This is a genomic window from Streptomyces sp. BI87 (genome assembly GCF_025957665.1).
Classification (GTDB): Bacteria; Actinomycetota; Actinomycetes; order Streptomycetales; family Streptomycetaceae; genus Streptomyces; species Streptomyces albidoflavus.
This window is the reverse complement of the sequence record NZ_CP110079.1, coordinates 2,988,309-3,004,426: the sequence shown is the minus strand read 5'-3', so window position 1 is coordinate 3,004,426 and position 16,118 is coordinate 2,988,309. Positions and strand designations below refer to the sequence as shown.

General features: G+C 74.6%; 17 protein-coding genes. 9 read left to right on the top strand and 8 right to left on the bottom strand.

The features are described 5' to 3' along the window. Window positions 1–32: 32 nt before the first annotated feature. The 3 genes from OIM89_RS13095 (at window position 33) to OIM89_RS13085 (ending at window position 1,939) form a co-directional block, all read left to right on the top strand. Window positions 33–407, top strand: a complete 375-nt coding sequence (locus OIM89_RS13095; RefSeq protein ID WP_030699856.1) for an STAS domain-containing protein — start codon at window positions 33–35, stop codon at window positions 405–407. A gap of 514 nt (window positions 408–921) precedes the next feature. Next, window positions 922–1,272: an STAS domain-containing protein gene (locus OIM89_RS13090; RefSeq protein WP_047465834.1), complete on the top strand. Its 351-nt coding sequence runs from the start codon at window positions 922–924 to the stop codon at window positions 1,270–1,272. Window positions 1,273–1,399: 127 nt separating this feature from the next. Further along, window positions 1,400–1,939, top strand: coding sequence for an ATP-binding protein (locus OIM89_RS13085; protein WP_047465832.1), 540 nt, complete (start codon window positions 1,400–1,402; stop codon window positions 1,937–1,939). A 34-nt stretch (window positions 1,940–1,973) separates the two neighbouring features. Here the strand turns inward: OIM89_RS13085 and OIM89_RS13080 are convergent, their stop codons facing one another. Further along, window positions 1,974–2,330 (bottom strand): MerR family transcriptional regulator, encoded by a 357-nt coding sequence (locus OIM89_RS13080; RefSeq protein ID WP_030699853.1) that lies wholly within the window; start codon window positions 2,328–2,330, stop codon window positions 1,974–1,976. A gap of 587 nt (window positions 2,331–2,917) precedes the next feature. Here OIM89_RS13080 and OIM89_RS13075 point away from each other — a divergent pair. From OIM89_RS13075 to OIM89_RS13065, 3 genes are all read left to right on the top strand, one after another. Next, window positions 2,918–3,121 carry a cold-shock protein gene (locus tag OIM89_RS13075; protein ID WP_023417942.1) on the top strand — a complete coding sequence of 68 codons (204 nt, stop codon included), beginning with the start codon at window positions 2,918–2,920 and terminating at the stop codon, window positions 3,119–3,121. Window positions 3,122–3,544: 423 nt separating this feature from the next. Further along, on the top strand, window positions 3,545–5,056 hold the full coding sequence (locus OIM89_RS13070) for a DEAD/DEAH box helicase (protein WP_030699852.1): 1,512 nt from the start codon (window positions 3,545–3,547) through the stop codon (window positions 5,054–5,056). A 157-nt stretch (window positions 5,057–5,213) separates the two neighbouring features. Then, the gene (locus OIM89_RS13065) at window positions 5,214–5,528 is read left to right on the top strand and encodes an SCO5918 family protein (protein WP_030699851.1); all 315 of its coding nucleotides are present in this window, start codon (window positions 5,214–5,216) and stop codon (window positions 5,526–5,528) included. Between the two features lie 77 nt (window positions 5,529–5,605). Here the strand turns inward: OIM89_RS13065 and OIM89_RS13060 are convergent, their stop codons facing one another. Next, the gene (locus tag OIM89_RS13060; protein WP_264491286.1) at window positions 5,606–6,586 is read right to left on the bottom strand and encodes an NAD(P)/FAD-dependent oxidoreductase; all 981 of its coding nucleotides are present in this window, start codon (window positions 6,584–6,586) and stop codon (window positions 5,606–5,608) included. Window positions 6,587–6,866: 280 nt separating this feature from the next. Between OIM89_RS13060 and OIM89_RS13055 the strand changes: the two genes are divergently transcribed. Beyond that, on the top strand, window positions 6,867–7,652 hold the full coding sequence (locus tag OIM89_RS13055; RefSeq protein WP_030699849.1) for an SGNH/GDSL hydrolase family protein: 786 nt from the start codon (window positions 6,867–6,869) through the stop codon (window positions 7,650–7,652). A 392-nt stretch (window positions 7,653–8,044) separates the two neighbouring features. Here OIM89_RS13055 and thiI read toward each other — a convergent pair whose 3' ends face one another. The 4 genes from thiI to OIM89_RS13035 form a co-directional block, all read right to left on the bottom strand. Further along, complete coding sequence (thiI, locus tag OIM89_RS13050) at window positions 8,045–9,310, bottom strand: tRNA uracil 4-sulfurtransferase ThiI (protein WP_030699848.1); 1,266 nt, start codon at window positions 9,308–9,310, stop codon at window positions 8,045–8,047. 215 nt (window positions 9,311–9,525) lie between these two features. Then, on the bottom strand, window positions 9,526–11,241 hold the full coding sequence (locus OIM89_RS13045; protein WP_264491285.1) for an FAD-dependent oxidoreductase: 1,716 nt from the start codon (window positions 11,239–11,241) through the stop codon (window positions 9,526–9,528). A gap of 143 nt (window positions 11,242–11,384) precedes the next feature. Continuing rightward, window positions 11,385–12,305: an AurF N-oxygenase family protein gene (locus OIM89_RS13040; RefSeq protein ID WP_030699846.1), complete on the bottom strand. Its 921-nt coding sequence runs from the start codon at window positions 12,303–12,305 to the stop codon at window positions 11,385–11,387. Between the two features lie 175 nt (window positions 12,306–12,480). Next, a complete protein-coding gene (locus OIM89_RS13035) occupies window positions 12,481–13,113 on the bottom strand; it encodes a hypothetical protein (RefSeq protein ID WP_030699845.1) in 633 nt (210 codons plus the stop codon). A gap of 42 nt (window positions 13,114–13,155) precedes the next feature. On the opposite strand from OIM89_RS13035, the gene OIM89_RS13030 reads away from it, so the two are divergent. Together OIM89_RS13030 and crcB are read left to right on the top strand one after the other, a co-directional pair. After that, a complete protein-coding gene (locus OIM89_RS13030) occupies window positions 13,156–13,713 on the top strand; it encodes a FluC/FEX family fluoride channel (RefSeq protein WP_047465817.1) in 558 nt (185 codons plus the stop codon). Next, window positions 13,710–14,087 carry a fluoride efflux transporter CrcB gene (gene crcB, locus OIM89_RS13025; RefSeq protein ID WP_030700253.1) on the top strand — a complete coding sequence of 126 codons (378 nt, stop codon included), beginning with the start codon at window positions 13,710–13,712 and terminating at the stop codon, window positions 14,085–14,087. Before OIM89_RS13030 ends, crcB begins: the two co-directional genes overlap by 4 nt. 24 nt (window positions 14,088–14,111) lie before the next feature. On the opposite strand, the gene OIM89_RS13020 is transcribed toward crcB, so the two are convergent. Continuing rightward, window positions 14,112–14,747 carry a response regulator gene (locus tag OIM89_RS13020; protein WP_264491284.1) on the bottom strand — a complete coding sequence of 212 codons (636 nt, stop codon included), beginning with the start codon at window positions 14,745–14,747 and terminating at the stop codon, window positions 14,112–14,114. Then, on the bottom strand, window positions 14,744–16,006 hold the full coding sequence (locus OIM89_RS13015) for a sensor histidine kinase (protein ID WP_264491283.1): 1,263 nt from the start codon (window positions 16,004–16,006) through the stop codon (window positions 14,744–14,746). Before OIM89_RS13015 ends, OIM89_RS13020 begins: the two co-directional genes overlap by 4 nt. Window positions 16,007–16,118 lie beyond the last annotated feature (112 nt).

The following is a 16,118-nucleotide window of genomic DNA, read 5'->3' as shown; positions in this document are numbered from 1 at the left end:
CCACCCGCCCCCACCGGCCCCGGATAACCCGCATGACCCCTCTGAACGACCCCGACGACCTCGGCGGCACCGGCCTGGCCCTCACCCCCGAGCCCGCCGCCCCCGGCACCCTCTCCGTGCGGCTCACCGGCGCCCTCGACCACGAGAGCGCCGACGCGCTGGTACGGGAGGTCGCCCGCCGCCTGGCGAAGCGTCCCGCACCCTGGCTGCTGCGGCTGGACTGCGCGGGGCTCACCGCCTGCGACTCGCTGGGCCTGGCCGCCCTCCTCATGATCGGCCGCCGCACCGGCGCCGCTGCCTGCGCCCTGCGCCTCGACCGCCGCCCGCCCCACCTGGACCGGCTGCTGGCGGTCACCGGGACCCACCGCTACCTGGTCGGCCCGGAAGAGGAGCCCGGCCCGGCCTGACGGCCGCAATTCCCCATTCCGGCCCCGGCGCCCGCCTCCCGGAAAGCGAATTCCCCGGGATTCGCAGGTTTCGATCCGGGAATCCGGGGCCTTCCCGCCGGGCTCCCGGCCGCCACCTCCGTGCGTCCTCGCTGGTCGGGGGCGGTGCGTGGCCGCCCACTTTCCGCTTCCGAACAGGACGTGAACCCCTCGCGAGGGCCGGAATCCGGGCCACCGGCGGGCCGCTCCTCCGGCGCGTCGGGACCTTTCCCGCGTACGCCCGGTGCGCTCCCCGGCATTTCCCTCTCCACGCCGCCCGCCGTTTGAACAGGGAGATCGTGGCAAAAAGCGCTGAACGGAACGGACCGTCCGAACCGAGGAGTGGGATTCGTGGAACGCCAGGAGAAGCAGTCCGGCCGCGAGAACCGCACCGTGCGCGGCCACCGGCGAGGTCCGCGGGCCCGCAGCCCGGGTCTCCGCGCGGACCGAGACAGAGGGTGCCGCGTCGTCCCGGGCGGAGAAGGAGGACAGGAGCATGCTGGAGAGATCCGGGATGGACATCACTACGAGCGCGGAACTCTCCGCCTTCGTCATCGGGGTCCACGGCGACGTGGACCTGCACACCGCACCCGCGCTGGACGCCGCACTCGCGCAGGCGCTGCGCGAGCAGGCGTCCCGGACGGTCGTGGACCTCTCCGGGACCGGCTTCGCCGACTCCAGCATTCTGGGCAGCCTGCTACGGGCCCTGCGCGACCACGGCGAACAGGGGCGGCGCCTCATCCTCGCCGGACCGATGAGCGATCTCGTCACCCGGCTCTTCGAGGTGACCGGCACCCTCGCCGTGTTCGAGACGGCACCCGACGTCCGGGCGGCCAGGGAGCAATGAACCCGGCCGCTCCCGGGTACCCGGTCTCCCGGCGGCAGCCCCGCCGGGAGACCGGCCCAGGGCCACGACCAGGCCGTACCGCAACCGCAGAGCCGAGCAGCCGCACCGACGCGCAAGGGGGCCAGTCGTGACAGTCGACGAAGGCGACGGAGACCTGATCCACTACCGGACGGGTCCCGCCCGCGCCGAGAACGGCCGCCGTCCCGCGTGGGCACCCCGGATCGTCGAGGCGCCGCAGCACCGGCCGGCCCGGCGCGCCCCGCAGGTGCCCGGCACGGCGGGCGAGGCCCGTGCCCTGGTGCAGCAGGCCCTGCGCGACAGCTTCGGCCCGGACGCCACCGGGGAGACCGGCGACGGGCTCGGCGACACCGTGGTCTTCGCCGACGCCCTGCTGGTCACCTCGGAACTGGTCACCAACGCGATCCGGCACGGCGGCGGCCTCACCGGCTTCGACGTCCAGCTGGAGGACTCCCACCTCACGCTGCACGTCAGCGACGCCAGCCCGGAGTTCCCCACCGCCACCCGCCCCGACGGCCCCTTCGACCTCGACCGCCCGCTGGTCGGCGGCTACGGCTGGCCGCTGGTACGCCGCCTCTGCCGGGAGGTCTCGGTGCGGCCCCTGCCCGACGGCGGCAAGTGCGTGACCATCACCCTGTCCCTGGTCTGAGCCGTCTGGTCTGAGCCGTCGGCGGGCTGAGCCGTCAGTCGCGGGTGGCTCCGCCGCCGGAGACGGAGGAGGCGTCGCGCAGCCGCTCGTTGACGCGGAGGGCCTCTTCGAGCTGGTCCTCCAGGATCACGATGCGGCAGGCGGCCTCGACGGGCGTGCCCTGGTCGACCAGTTCCCGGGCGCGCGCGGCCACCCGGAGCTGATAGCGCGAGTAGCGGCGGTGGCCGCCGGCGGAGCGCAACGGCGTGATCAGCCGGGCCTCGCCCACGGCCCGCAGGAACGCCGGGGTGGTGCCGATCATCTCGGCCGCGCGCCCCATCGTGTACGCGGGGTAGTCCTCGTCGTCGAACTTGTCCGCCGGGTCCGGCGGGGTCTTTCGGGTCACCTGCACCTCTTCGTGGGACGGATCGCTGCTCCTTCCGGAGGAAGTTCTCCCGGCCCATTCCGCTGCCTGCGGCGGGCTCGGGACTCCGGCGGAGCACAGCACCCGGAAGGAAAAGGCTAACTCCGGGACGGTCCCATGTCTAACGTGGCCGTGACAGTTTTTGGCGGAGTGTCGCGGGGTTCGAACCGCCGCGACGCGGGTACCGCGGGTCCTCGCGGGGTGGGAGCGGGCGGCCGGCCCCGGCGGAACCCTCGCGACCGGTCGCTGAATATCTGTCGTGGCTGGTGCAGAAAGAGGCCGCGCGGCGGGTGCGGATTTCCTCACGGGGCTGCGGACGGTAATCCGCAAGGGCCGCCGGAATGAACACTTTCGGCCCCTGTGCCGCCGGAGGGTGCGTGCTAGTGTCGGTCGAGTTGCAGTTGTGGTTGCCAGAATTTCACGCTCTTCGCGGAGGGTCCGCCGGGAAACCGACGGCCATCAGCAGGAACGCTTGTGTATTTCCGGAGATTTTTCTCCGGGCGGGGTAATCATCGCGGCGGCGCGGGATACGCACAGTGTGTGTCCCGGTGAATTGCCCCGAAGGAGAAATTGACATGGCTACTGGCACCGTGAAGTGGTTCAACGCGGAAAAGGGCTTCGGCTTCATCGAGCAGGACGGCGGCGGCGCCGACGTCTTCGCCCACTACTCCAACATCTCGGCCCAGGGCTTCCGTGAGCTCGTCGAGGGCCAGAAGGTCAGCTTCGACGTCACGCAGGGCCAGAAGGGCCCGCAGGCCGAGAACATCGTCGTCGCCTGACGACGCTCAGCACCGACGCAGCTGGGGCCCGCACCTTGGGTGCGGGCCCCAGCTCGTGCTTTCCCCCCAGCGCCCGACCGGCGCGCCCGCTCCACCGGTGAGCGGGACGACCGCGATCCCCGCACCGCGAAGGCACCCCGTGCCCGCCTGAGCGCGCTCCGCGCGCCTTGTCGCGAGTGGTCGCACAGAGCAGCACCGGCCCCGTTCTCAGTGGGCCTTCCACGGCAGTACGCGAGCGCGTCACCGGCGTATCGACGCCCCCCCTCGCGCATTCCCGGACGTTCGACCGATCAGCCGCCCGGCTCTCAGCTGTCCAGCTCTTCGGCGTTGCCCCGCATTTTCTTCGGTTCGTATCGGTGACTCTTCCGCGTTTCAGCTCCGCGCGGCCGGGATTCCCCGGCGTTCCGCAACGAGGAGGTTCCCATGAACCAGAACCGCGCGAGTCGTAGCGACGACCGCACCGGCCGACGCTCCGGCGGCGGCTACCGGGGCGTCGGCGCCCCCCGCTCCACCAACCCCGACCGCTTCCGCTCCCCGGGCCGCGGCGGCCCGCAGGGCGCCCGCCGCTCCGGCGGGGAGCGCACCCGCGCCGGAGCCCGCGGCGAGTTCGCCCCGCCCGTCACCGGCACCCCCGCGCTCCCGCCCGTCGACACCTTCGACCAGCTCGGCCTGCCCGCCCCGCTGCTGGCCTGCCTGACCGCGCAGGGCGTCACCGAGCCGTTCCCGATCCAGGCGGCGACCCTGCCGAACTCGCTGGCCGGGCGCGACATCCTCGGCCGGGGCCGCACCGGCTCCGGCAAGACCCTCGCCTTCGGCCTCGCCCTGCTGGCCCGGCTGGAGGGGCAGCGCGCCGAGCCGCGCAGCCCGCTCGGCCTGGTGCTGGTCCCCACCCGCGAGCTGGCCCAGCAGGTCACCGAGGCGCTCACGCCGTACGCCCGCGCGCTGCGGCTGCGGATGACCACGGTGGTCGGGGGGCTCTCGCTCGGGCGGCAGGCGTCGGCGCTGCGCGGCGGCGCCGAGGTCGTCGTGGCGACGCCGGGGCGGCTCAAGGACCTCATCGACCGGGGCGACTGCCGTCTGGACCAGGTCGGCGCCACCGTGCTGGACGAGGCCGACCAGATGGCCGACATGGGGTTCATGCCGCAGGTCACCGCGTTGCTCGACCAGGTGCGTCCGGGTGGGCAGCGGCTGCTCTTCTCGGCGACCCTCGACCGCAACGTCGACCTGTTGGTCCGCCGCTACCTGGACGACCCGACGGTCCACTCCGTCGACCCCTCGGCCGGCGCGGTCACCACGATGGAGCACCACCTGTTCCAGGTCCACGGGCCCGACAAGCACGCCCTGGCCACCGAGATCGCCGCCCGCGACGGCCGGGTGATCCTCTTCCTGGACACCAAGCACGCCGTGGACCGGCTCGCCGAGCACCTGCTCCGCAACGGGGTACGCGCCGCCGCACTGCACGGTGGCCGCTCGCAGGCCCAGCGCACCCGTACCCTCACCCAGTTCCGCGACGGGCACGTCACCGCGCTGGTCGCCACCAACGTGGCCGCGCGCGGCATCCACGTCGACGACCTCGACCTGGTCGTCAACGTCGACCCGCCCGCCGACCACAAGGACTACCTCCACCGTGGCGGCCGCACCGCCCGCGCCGGAGCCTCCGGCAGCGTCGTCACCCTCGTCCTGCCCGAGCAGCGGCGCTCGATGAGCCGCCTGATGGCCGACGCGGGCATCACCCCGCAGACCACCCGGGTCCGCTCCGGCGAGGCCGAGCTGAGCCGTATCACCGGCGCCCGGACGCCCTCCGGCGTCCCCGTCGTCGTCCGGGCCCCCGCGCCCGCCTCCCCGCGTCGCGGCGCCTCCTCCTCGCGCGGCCGCCGCAGCCCGGCAGCCCAGGCGCGCCGCGCGGCGGCCGTCCGGGCCCGTCCTGCCGCCTGAGCGGCCCGCTGCGGGCAGAACGCCTGCCCGAATCCTCCCCCCGCGGAGCGCGCGGACGGATACGCTCAGGCTGTCCTCGCGCTCCCCTACCCGACCGGCATCCCAGGGGCGCAGTCCGGCGCCGGTCCCCTTCGAAACCCCGTGAGTTGAGGCACCCATGCGCTGTGTCATCGCCCGCTTCCCCTTCGACCTCGTCAAGAGCGAGGTGGTGGCGAAGATGAAGGGCGTCAAGCCCGAGCCGGTCACCGGCGAGTACGTGATCATCGGCCGCCACCACTACCCGGTCAAGCAGGTCGGCGAGGTCATCACCCGCCAGGACCGGCGCGACTTCAGCGCCGGTGAGGTCACGCGGGCCCTGACCCGCCTCGGCTTCACCTGCCGCCCCGCCCCCGGCACCGAGCCCGCTCCCGTCGAGCGCACCGCCGTGGAGACGGCCTCCGCCCAGCTCGGGGGCGCCGCGGAGCAGGGCTGACGGACCCGCCGAGCCCGGCCGGACCAGGTCGCCCGCGACCGGTCCGGCCGGGCTTCCGTACGTCCTGGGCCTCCGCCCTAGCCCGCCCGGCGGGCCTCGATGGCGAGGCGGGTCTCCTCGGTGACGAGGTCCATGTTGAGCACGGCGGCGGCCCGGACGGCGGCGCCCGCCGAGATGACGACCTGGTCGGTCGGGCTGGCCACGTTGCCCGCCGCCCAGACGCCCGGGACGCTGGTCAGCCCCGTCGCGTCGGTGTCCAGACGGCTGCCGATGACCGTGCCGCCGACCTCCACCGGGACCGTCTCCAGGCCGAGCCCCGCCAGGAAACCGGCGCGGGCGGTGAGCGTGCCGCCGGTGGCCAGGGCGCGGACCGGGACGAGGCTGCCGTCGGCGAGCCGTACGCCCGTGAGGCGCCCCTCCTCGCCGGTCTCCACCCCGGTGACCTCGCCGTCGACGATCCGGGTGCCCCGGGCCTCCAGCTGCTCGCGCTCCTCGGGGGTGGGGCCGGCGGTGGTGTGGGTGAAGAGGGTCAGGTCGTCGGTCCACTGGCGCCACAGCAGGGCCTGGTGGACCGAGAGCGGGCCGGTGGCGAGGACGCCGGTCGGCAGGTCCTGGGCCTCCCAGCCGTGGCAGTACGGGCAGTGCAGGACGTCCTTGCCCCAGAGGGCGGCCAGGCCCTGGACCGGCGGCAGCTCGTCGGTGATGCCGGTGGTGACCAGCAGGCGGCGGGCGCTGACCTCGCTCCCGTCGGCCAGGGTGACGACGAACCCGTCCCCCTCCCGGCGGGCGTCGGTGACCGTGCCCTCGCGGATCTCGCCGCCGTACGCGGTGACCTCGTCCCGGCCGGTCCGCAGCAGTTCGGCGGGGCTGACGCCCTCGCGGCTCAGGAAGGTGTGGACGCCTGCGGCGGGGGCGTTGCGGGGGGTGCCCGCGTCCACGACCAGGACGGTGCGGCGGGCGCGGCCCAGGGTGACGGCGCCTGCGAGGCCGGCTGCGCCGCCGCCCACTACGACTACGTCGTAGGCGTGGGGGTGTGTGTGCGGGTGCGGGGTGGGCATGAGGGGCTCCCTTCGGTGGGTGGTAGGGCCGAGGATGCGGGTGGGGTGGCTATTCAGGCAAAGGTGGTTGCCGTTCCGGCAAGGTTCACGGGTGCGGTGCTGGTCGCACCGGGTGCTGGGGGGTGGCCTCAAGCGTCGGCCGGGCTGTCTTTGGCCGGGCTTGAATGGGTGGCCTCATGCCACGGCCGGGCTGGGAAGGTGGCCGAGGGGATTGGTGGGGCCGCTAGCCTCCTGGGGGCGTGGGCAGGGTTGGCTGGGCGGGGATCAGGAGAGGGCCGGGATGTCGGTGGTGCGGTATGTGGCGTTGGGGGACAGTCAGACCGAGGGGCTGGGGGACGGGGACGAGGTGAGGGGGCTGCGCGGGTGGGCCGATCGGCTTGCCGAGTTGCTGGACGCGGCCGAGCCCGGACTTCAGTACGCCAATCTCGCCGTGCGGGGGCAGCTGGCCGGGCAGGTGCGGGCCACCCAGCTCGACGCGGCCCTGGCGTTGCGGCCGGACCTCGCCACGGTCGTCGCGGGCATGAACGACCTGCTGCGTCCCCGTTTCGACGCGGACGCGACCGGGGCCGAGCTGGAGGCGATGTTCGCCGCGCTGACCGGGGTCGGGGCGCGCGTCGCGACCCTGACCTTCCCGGCGATGGAACGGCTGGTCCCGCTGGCCCGGCCGCTGGCGCCGCGCGTCCCCGCGCTCAACGCCCGTATCCGTGAGGCGGCCGCCCGGCACGGGGTGCTGGTGGTGGAGACGTACGGCGAGGAGGTCGTCGTCGACCCGCGCCTGTGGAGCCCGGACCGCCTCCACGCGGCACCGCTCGGGCACGCCCGCATCGCCGCCGCCTTCGCCCACGCCCTCGCCCTGCCCGGCAGTGACCGGGGCTGGGCCGTACCGCTGCCCGCCGTGGCTCCGGTGCGAGGCGTACGCGCCCTGGCCGCCGAGGCGCGGTGGGTGGCGGGGTTCCTCGGGCCGTGGCTGGGGCGCAGAGTGCGGGGCCGCTCGTCGGCGGACGGGCGGGTGGCGAAGCGGCCGGGGCTGGCGCCGCTGGGCACCGACCGGCCGGCCGGCGACTGAGGGCCCCCCTCAAGCCGGGCCGGCGTTGGAGGCCGGTCGGTGACCGGCACGGTCGAGACGGAGTCCGGCCAATGACAGCCCGGCCGGCGATTGAGGCCAGTCGGTGACCGGCACAGTCACCACCGGAAGGTCGGGGAGCCGAGCGCAGCCACACCCCACCGAATCCCAGCCCGGCCGGCGCTTGAGGCCGTCAGTGACCCGCAGGGCCAGGGCGGGCAGGCGGAGGCGGAGCCCCCGTCCCCTCGCAGCCCACCCCAGCCCGGCCGGCGTTGGAGGCCAGTCGGTGACCGGCACGGGCAAACCGGCACGGGCAAAGACCGGCACGGGCAAAGACCGGCACGGGCAAAGACCGGCACCGCACCCCAAGGCGCGGCGCAGCCCCGGCGAAGGGGTCAGGCAGGGCAAGCCGAGGGGGCGGCCGGGGTCGCGGGGGCCGGGGCCTCGTCCGCCCCCGGCCTGGTGACCTGGGCGGAGGCCAGCATCTGGTCGATGAGCTCGTCGGCGTCGAGCCGCTTCTCGAAGCCGGCCACGTCCTCGAGCTTGGTCCGCAGGGACACCTGCCGCGGAGCGAGCAACTGGCAGCAGTCCTCGTCCGGCAGGACGGAGATCTCGGCGGTGCCCACCCGACGCGCCTCGTCGATGATCTCCTGCTTCTCCCAGCCGATGAGCGGCCGCAGCACGGGCAGGGTGGCGGCCTCGTCGACGAGGGCCATGTTGCTGAGCGTCTGGCTGGCAACCTGTCCGAGCGCGTCCCCGGTGACCAGCGCCTGGGCGCGCAGCCGCCGGGCGAGGACGGAGGCGGCCTTGACCATGAGGCGTCGCTGCCCGACGACCTGGAACCGCCCGGCCCCGGCCACGGCGAGCTGCTTCTGCGCGTGCCCGAGGGCGACGATGTGGAGCTTGCCGGGCGGCTGGTACCGGTTGAGCTCGCGGGCCAGCGCGTACGCCTTGAAGGCGGAGGCGGCGTTGGTGTACGGCGCCCCGGTGAAGTGGACGAAGTCGCACCGCAGCCCGCGCCGCATGGCGCGATGGGCGGCGACCGGCGAGTCGTAGCCGCCGGAGAGGAGGACGAGGGCGCGGCCGCTGGTGCCGACGGGGAGGCCGCCCTGGCCGGTGTGGCGCAGGCCGGAGACGTAGGACTCCTTGCGGTCTATCTCGACCTCGACGCGTACGTCGGGGCGGGTCAGGTCGACGGGCAGCCCGTGGGCCTCCTGTATGCGCGCGCCGACGAGGCGTTCCAGCTGGGTGGAGGTGAGCGGGAAGGGCTTGTGGCGGCGGCGGGCGCGGACCGCGAAGGTGGTGCCGGGCGCGGCCCCGTCCAGGGCGGCGACGGCGGCGGCGACGATCGCCTCCTCGCTGGTCTCCACGCGCATCGCCGGCTGCACGGCGACGAAGCCCATGACGCGCCGGGCCCGTGCGATCAGCTCGTCCTGCGGCGCGTCCCCGCCGAGGACGGTGACGTTCTGCATCTCCTTGATCCAGGTGGAGCCGGCCACGCCGCGCAGGGCGCCACGGAGGTTGTCGTGGAGGCGCTCGACGAAGAGGTGCCGGTTGCGGCCCTTGAGGAAGACCTCGCCGTGCTTCAGCAGCACACAGGGCCCGATCGGTACGGGTCCGGCCAGATCGGGGACGCCCTGAGCGGGCACGACGGCGTTCACGGTTACTCCTCGCGTGACACGGCCCCGCCGGCGGGCGGGCCGTCTCCAGGTTAAACGGGCCCTCCCGCAGGCCACCCGGCCCCGCCCGGCCACCCACCGTGTGATGTTTCACGCGAAACACGTGGTTTCACGTGAAACATCGCGAGGTGGTACGGAAGGTCCGGGCCGAGACGTTCCGCACCACCTCGCGTCGGGCCGCCCCGCGCGGCCCGGTCTCAGCCCGGCAGCCGCAGCCTGCTCCGGCGGGCCGCCGCCACCAGTTCGGGCACGGTGGCGAACTTGGTGCGGACCCGCCCGTCGCGCCGCCCGCTCTCCCGCTCGGCCCGCTCGATGGCGGCGAGCCCCCGGGCGTCGACGAGGCGCCGGTTGCGGCGCCGGGCGAGCCGGGCGAACTCCTTGGCGGTGCCGGAAGGCGTGGGCAGCTCGCCCGCGACCGCGTCGGCGAGCAGGGTGGTCACGGTCTCGGCGGCGCAGGCGCGGTTGGCGCCGATGCCGCCGGAGGGGCCGCGCTTGATCCAGCCGACCACGTACTCGCCTGCGCGCCCGCGCACCCGCCCGCCCTCGTGCGGCACGGTCCCGGTGGTCTCGTCGAAGGGCAGTCCGGGCAAGGCCACGCCCCGGTGACCGATCGAGCGGACCACCAGCTGGGCCGGGATCTCGGTCCCGCCGGTGACCTGGACCCCGGTGACGGCCTGCTCGCCGGTGAGGGCGAGCGGCGCGGAGTGGAAGCGGAAGACGATGCGGCGGCCCGGCGCGGGCGGCTGCGACCAGTCGACGGCGGTACGGGTGACCCCGCCGAGTATGCCTGCCTTGTCCAGCGGCCCGGCGGCGTCGATGGCGGCGCCGATGCGCGGGTCGTGGTCGTCGACGACGAGGTCGACCCCGTCGAGGTGGCCGAGGGCGAGCAGTTCGGTCCGGGTGTACGCGGCGTCCTCCGGGCCCCGGCGCCCGAGCAGCACCACTTCGCGGACCCGCCGCCCGCGCAGGGCGTCCAGCGCGTGACCGGCGATGTCGGTGGCGGCGAGGGTGTCGGGGTCGGAGACGAGGATGCGGGCGACGTCGAGGGTGACGTTGCCGTTGCCGACCACGACGACGCGTTCGGCGTCGAGGGAGACGGCGTCGGGGGCGTGGTCGGGGTGGGCGTTGTACCAGGCGACGAGCCCGGTGGCGGAGACCGAGCCGGGCAGTTCCTCGCCGGGTATGCCGAGCCGCCGGTCGGTGGCGGCGCCGACCGCGTAGATGACCGCGTCGTGGTGGGCGGCGAGTTCGGCGGCGGACAGTTCCTTGCCGACCTCCAGGCCGAGCTGCATGCGGACGCGCGGGTGGTGGTGGAAGCGGGCGAACGCCTCGCCGACCTTCTTGGTGGCCGGGTGGTCGGGCGCCACGCCGTACCGGATGAGGCCGCCCGCGACGGGGAGCCGGTCGACCAGGGTGACCTGGGCGTTGGTGTGCAGCAGCAGGTCCTCGGCGGCGTACATGCCGGCCGGGCCGGTGCCGACGACGGCGACCCGCAGCGGGGCGAAGTCGGAGGGCAGGGAGCGGGCGAAGCCGGGCGCGTCCCATTCGCGGAAGAGGGGGCCGGTGCGCTCGGCCGTCTCAGCCTCGGCTTCGGCCTCGGCGCCGACCTTGGTCGCCGCGGCAGCGGGCGTCGCCGCCCCCTCCCGTTCCGTCGCCGGCTGCTCCTCGTAGTAGGCGGCGTTGAGGGCGGCGTACTCGCGGTGGGCGGGCTTGAGGCGGTCCACCGGGAAGATCGCGTCGACCGGGCAGGCGTCGGCGCAGGCGCCGCAGTCGATGCAGGAGCGCGGGTCGATGTGCAGCATCTCGGTGCTGCCGAAGGCGCGTTCCTCGGGGGTGGGGTGGATGCAGTTGACCGGGCACACCGCGACACAGGTCGCGTCGTTGCAGCAGGTCTGGGTGATGGCGTAGGTCATGGTCCGCTTCCGGCTCGGTCGTACGGGCCCGGGGCGGCCCGGACCAGGAGGGGGTGCGGGCCCGTCCAGGACGCGGACCGCGAGGGTACGGCGACGGGCGGCGGCGGGCGCTTGGCCCGCCGCCGTGGTGTCGCCGGGGCGGGTCAGAGCAGGTTGGCCCGCCGGTAGACCGCCGCCGCCGGGCGGGTGAGGAGCTTGGCGGAGGCGAGGAAGTCCATCAGCCCCGAGCAGCTGGAGCGGATCATGGACTTGTGGTGCTGGTTCTCCTTGGCCTCGGCCAGCGCCCGTTCGGTGTTCAGGCCGGCGTTGCGGTACACGTCGCGGTTCCACATGCTCGTGATGACGAAGTACGCGCAGATGGCGATGACCAGCGCCTGGACGTTCCGGCGCAGCCAGCCCGCCTTCTCCAGCCGCTTGATCGTCTCGTCCCGGGCGAACTTCATGTGCCGGGACTCCTCGACGACGTGGATGTTGTTGATGGTGCGCACGAAGGGCACCACCCGCTCGTCGCGCATCCAGTCGCGCTGCATCACGTCGAGGACTTCCTCGGCGACGAGGATCGAGGCGTACGCGGCCTCGCCGACCGCCAGCGTCTTGAAGAGGCGGCCCAGTTCCATCACCGCGCGGCGCGGCTTGTAGGCCGGGGCGCCGAGCTTGCGGACGCCGCGCGCGAACATGATGGAGTGCCGGCACTCGTCGGCGATCTCGGTGAGCGCCCACTGGAACTCGGGGCTGCCCGGGTCCTTGGCGTAGATGTCCCGCAGCACCATCTGCTGGAGGATCACCTCGAACCAGATGCCGGTGCTCGCCACCGACCCGGACTCCTGCCGGGTCAGTTCCTTGCGCTGGTCCTCCGTCAGTTCGTCCCAGTAGCGGGTCCCGTAGAGGGAGCTCCACTCCGGGCTCATGCCGTGGAAGGACTTGTCGAGCGGGGTGTCCCAGTCCACCTCGGTGGCTGGGTCGTAGGAGAGCTTCGCCGAGGATTCGAGCAGCCGGCGGGTGATGTCGTTGATGTCGTGCCCGCCCTCGTCCTGGGCGGTGGGCTGTGCGTCGGTCGTTGCCATGGGAGCGGCCCCTTCGTCCGGATTCGGGCGATACCACACACGTGGTGTTACCGATGGTAAGAAGGCGGGTCGCCCGAGGGAACCCCTTGCGCGTTGTTATTTACAGAAAGTCGACAGGGGTGTTGCCGGGGGGCGGCCGGACGGGCGGAAGCGCTGAACGGGCCCCGCCCGCCCCTCAGTAGGCGCCCACCGACCAGAAGACGCCCACTTCGTCGGCGCTCACCGCGATCAGGCCCAAGTCCTCGTACAGGTCCAGTCCGTTGACGTATACCCCGGTCAGGAAGGTGTACGAGCCGGTGCCGCGCAGCCCCGCCGCGACGAAGTCCGGGTCCGGGCCGGAGCCGGCCGCGATCGCGTTGGTCCAGTACTCCGCGTCCGGCCCGTACCGGTCGAGCAGGGTCCGCGCGTCGGCCAGGACGGCCTCGCGGTCCGGGCGGGAGCGGACGGGCGCGGGCTCGGACTGCCACTCCTCGCTCATGACGGCGAGCGCGCCGGCCGCCGCCGCCCGCTCCAGCGGCCGCAGGTACGCGGGGAACCGCTCGGCGGGCGGCGGCGCGAACGGGTAGGCGGGCACCTGCTCGCGGCCCGGACCGGCGCGGTCCGCGTCCAGCCCTTGCCAGCCGCGCGGGTCGGCCACCTCGCGCCGCAGCACCGCGAGGACGTCCCGCGCCCACTCCTCGTGGCGCCTCGGCCCGCTCGCCACGAAGACGTAGGGGTCGCTCAGGAGGCGCCGGAGGGCCACGTTCCAGCCGGGCTCGGGGCCGGGGCCCGGCGGGTCGGCGGGTGCGGGGGCGGCGGGCGGACGCATGCCGTCAGGCTAGGCCGACCAGCACGGGCGTAACCTCCCCCCATGCCCCACCCGCCCCACACCCCGGACGGCGTGGCCCCCGACCCCGCCGGGACGCACCGCGCCAACCTCCCCCTCCCGCCCCCGGAGCCGGTCGATCCCGATCTGGGGCCCGGACTCGCGCCGGGGGAGCGGCCGGAGAGGCAGTTGCCCGTGCTGGTCGCGATCTCGCTGGGGGGCGGCGTCGGGGCCGCCGTCCGGTACGGGGCGATCGTGCTGTGGCCGACGCCGACCGGGGCGTTCCCCTGGACGGTCCTCCTCGTCAACGCGGCCGGGTGCGCTGCCATGGGCGTGCTGATGTCGCTTCTCACCGAGGTGTGGACGGACGCGCCCCGGCTGGTACGGCCCTTCCTCGGCACCGGAGTGCTCGGCGGCTTCACCACCTTCTCCACCTACGCGGTCGACGTGCAGACCCTGTTCGACGGCGGTCGCCCCGGCCGCGCCCTCGGTTACCTCGCCCTGACCGTCGCCGCCGCGCTCGCCGCCGTCACCGCCGGGGCGTGGCTCACCCGGTGGGCGGTCCGTCTGCGGCCCGGCCGCGCGGAAGGGAGCACGGCGTGAACTGGCTGCTCGTCGTCGTCGGCGGCATGATCGGGGCGCCCTTGCGGTACCTCACCGACCGTGCTGTCCAGCGCCGCCACTCCTCCGGCTTCCCCCGGGGCACCCTCGCCGTCAACATGACCGGCTCCCTCGTCCTCGGCGTGCTGATCGGCGCCCTGCTGACCGGCGCCGCCTCGCAGAACCTGCTGCTCTTCGCCGGCACCGGCATCTGCGGCGCGTACACCACCTACTCGACCTTCTCCTACGAAACCCTGCGCCTCGCCGAGACCGGCGCCCGCCGGGCCGCCTTCGCCAACGTCGCCCTCGGCGTCACCGCCGCCCTCGGCGCCGCCGTCATCGGGCTCGGTCTGGCCAAGGCCGTCTGGGGCGGCTGACCTCGTAGCCCGGGAACGGACGGGTCAGCGACGGATCAGGCCGCGTTCCAGGGCCGCCGCGACCGCCGCCGTACGGGAGTCGACGCCGAGCTCGGCGTAGATGTGCACCAGGTGGGACTTGACGGTGGCCTGACTCAGGTGGAGGCGCTCGCTGATGCGGAGGTTGGACATGCCCTCCGCGACCAGCCCCAGCACCTCCGTCTCGCGCCTGCTCAGCGCCGTACCCGGGGTGCGCATCCGGCGCAGCAGCCGGTCCGCGACGGCGGGCGCCAGCGTGGTCCGGCCCGAAGCGGCCGTACGGACCGCCTCCGCCAGTTCCTCCGGCGGGGCGTCCTTGAGCAGGTAGCCGGTGGCGCCCGCCTCGATGGCCGGGAGCGTGTCGGCGTCCGAGTCGTACGTGGTCACCACCAGGACGCGCGGCGCCCCGGGCCGGGCGGTGATGGCGGCGGTGGCCTCGGAGCCGTTCATCCGCGCGCCGGGCCCGAACTGGAGGTCCATCAGCACGACGTCCACCGCCAGTCGCTCCGCCAGCGCCACCGCCTCCTCCGCGCTGGCCGCCTCCCCGGCGATCTCGAAGTCCGGCTCGGTCTCCAGCACGGCCCGCAGCCCCGCCCGCACGATCGGATGGTCGTCGGCGAGCAGCAGACGGATGGCGGTCATCGTGGGGCCTCCGGTACGGGGTCGGGGTCAGGTGCGGTCGCCACTGGCGGCACCGGCAGCTGGGCGGCGACCGCCGTGCCTCCGCCCGGCCGGGACTCGATCGTCAGCGTGCCGCCGAGGGCGCGGGTCCGGGCGCGCATCGCGGGGATGCCGAAGCCGCCCCGGTCCGGGGCGGGCGCGGGCAGGGCGGCCGGGTCGAACCCGCGCCCGTCGTCCACCACGTCCAGCGCCACCGCGTCCCCGAGCCCGCTCAGCGTCACCTCGGCCGTCCGCGCCGCGGCGTGCCGCACGGTGTTCCCGAGCGCCGCCTGCGCGATCCGCAGCAGCGCCACCTCGTAGGCGGCGGGCAGCGGGCCCGGGTCGTGGGCGAGGTGGAAGCGGACGGTGAGGGGAGCGGTCGCCGAGGTGGTGGCGCAGAGCCGTTCCAGCGCCCCGGCCAGCGTGGTCCCCTCCAGGTCCTGCGGGACGAGGGCGGCGACGAACCGGCGGGCCTCGGCGAGGTTGTCGGCGGCGGCCTGCCGGGCCTGTTCGACGTACCGCCCGGCGCCCGCCTCGCCGCCGAGCGAACGCTGGGCCGCGCGCAGCAGCAACTGGATGCTGCTCAGCCCCTGCGCCAGCGTGTCGTGGATCTCCCGCGCCAGCCGCTCCCGCTCGGCCAGCACCCCGGCCGTGTGCTGCGCCGCCGCCAGGTCGGCCCGCGCCCGGGTCAGCTCCTCGATCAGCCGCCGCCGCTGCTCGCTCTCCCGGTACAGCGCCTGGTAACCCCGGACCACCGCGACCGCCACGGCCGCACCGATCACCGGCCCGATCGCCGCGGCCGCCGTGAACCCGCCCTGGTGCGCGGCGTACGAGCAGACCGCCACCCCCGTCGTCAACGCCACCGCCCACGGCCCGGCCCGCCCCGCCAGCAGATGCAGCTGCACGAAGAACAACGGGAACGCCAGCCACATCGCGTCCGCCGTCAGCCCCAGCAGCCCCGCCCACAGCACCCCGACCGCCACCAGCCACACCACGGCCCCCCGCCGCGACCCCCGCACCCCTGGCACCAGGGGCCCGGCCGCGTACACCGCCCCGAACGCCACCCCCACCACGGCGACCGCCCACGCCTGCCCGCCCCCGGCGACCAGGGCCCGCCCCACCGCCATCACCAGCAGCGCCGCGACGAGCAGGTGCAGACACCAGGCGAGGACGCGGGGGGTCGGGGTGGCGAGTGGGGTGCGCGGGGGCGCGGGAGCGGGGGCGGGGGTGGTGCTGGGCACGGGGGTCTCCGGACGGCGGGGCGGCCGGCCACCGCGGCAGACGGGCGGCCGTTCTTCCACGGTACGGAAGGGAGGGGGTGCGGCCATCGACCGAAAGGTGGAAGGGGAGGGG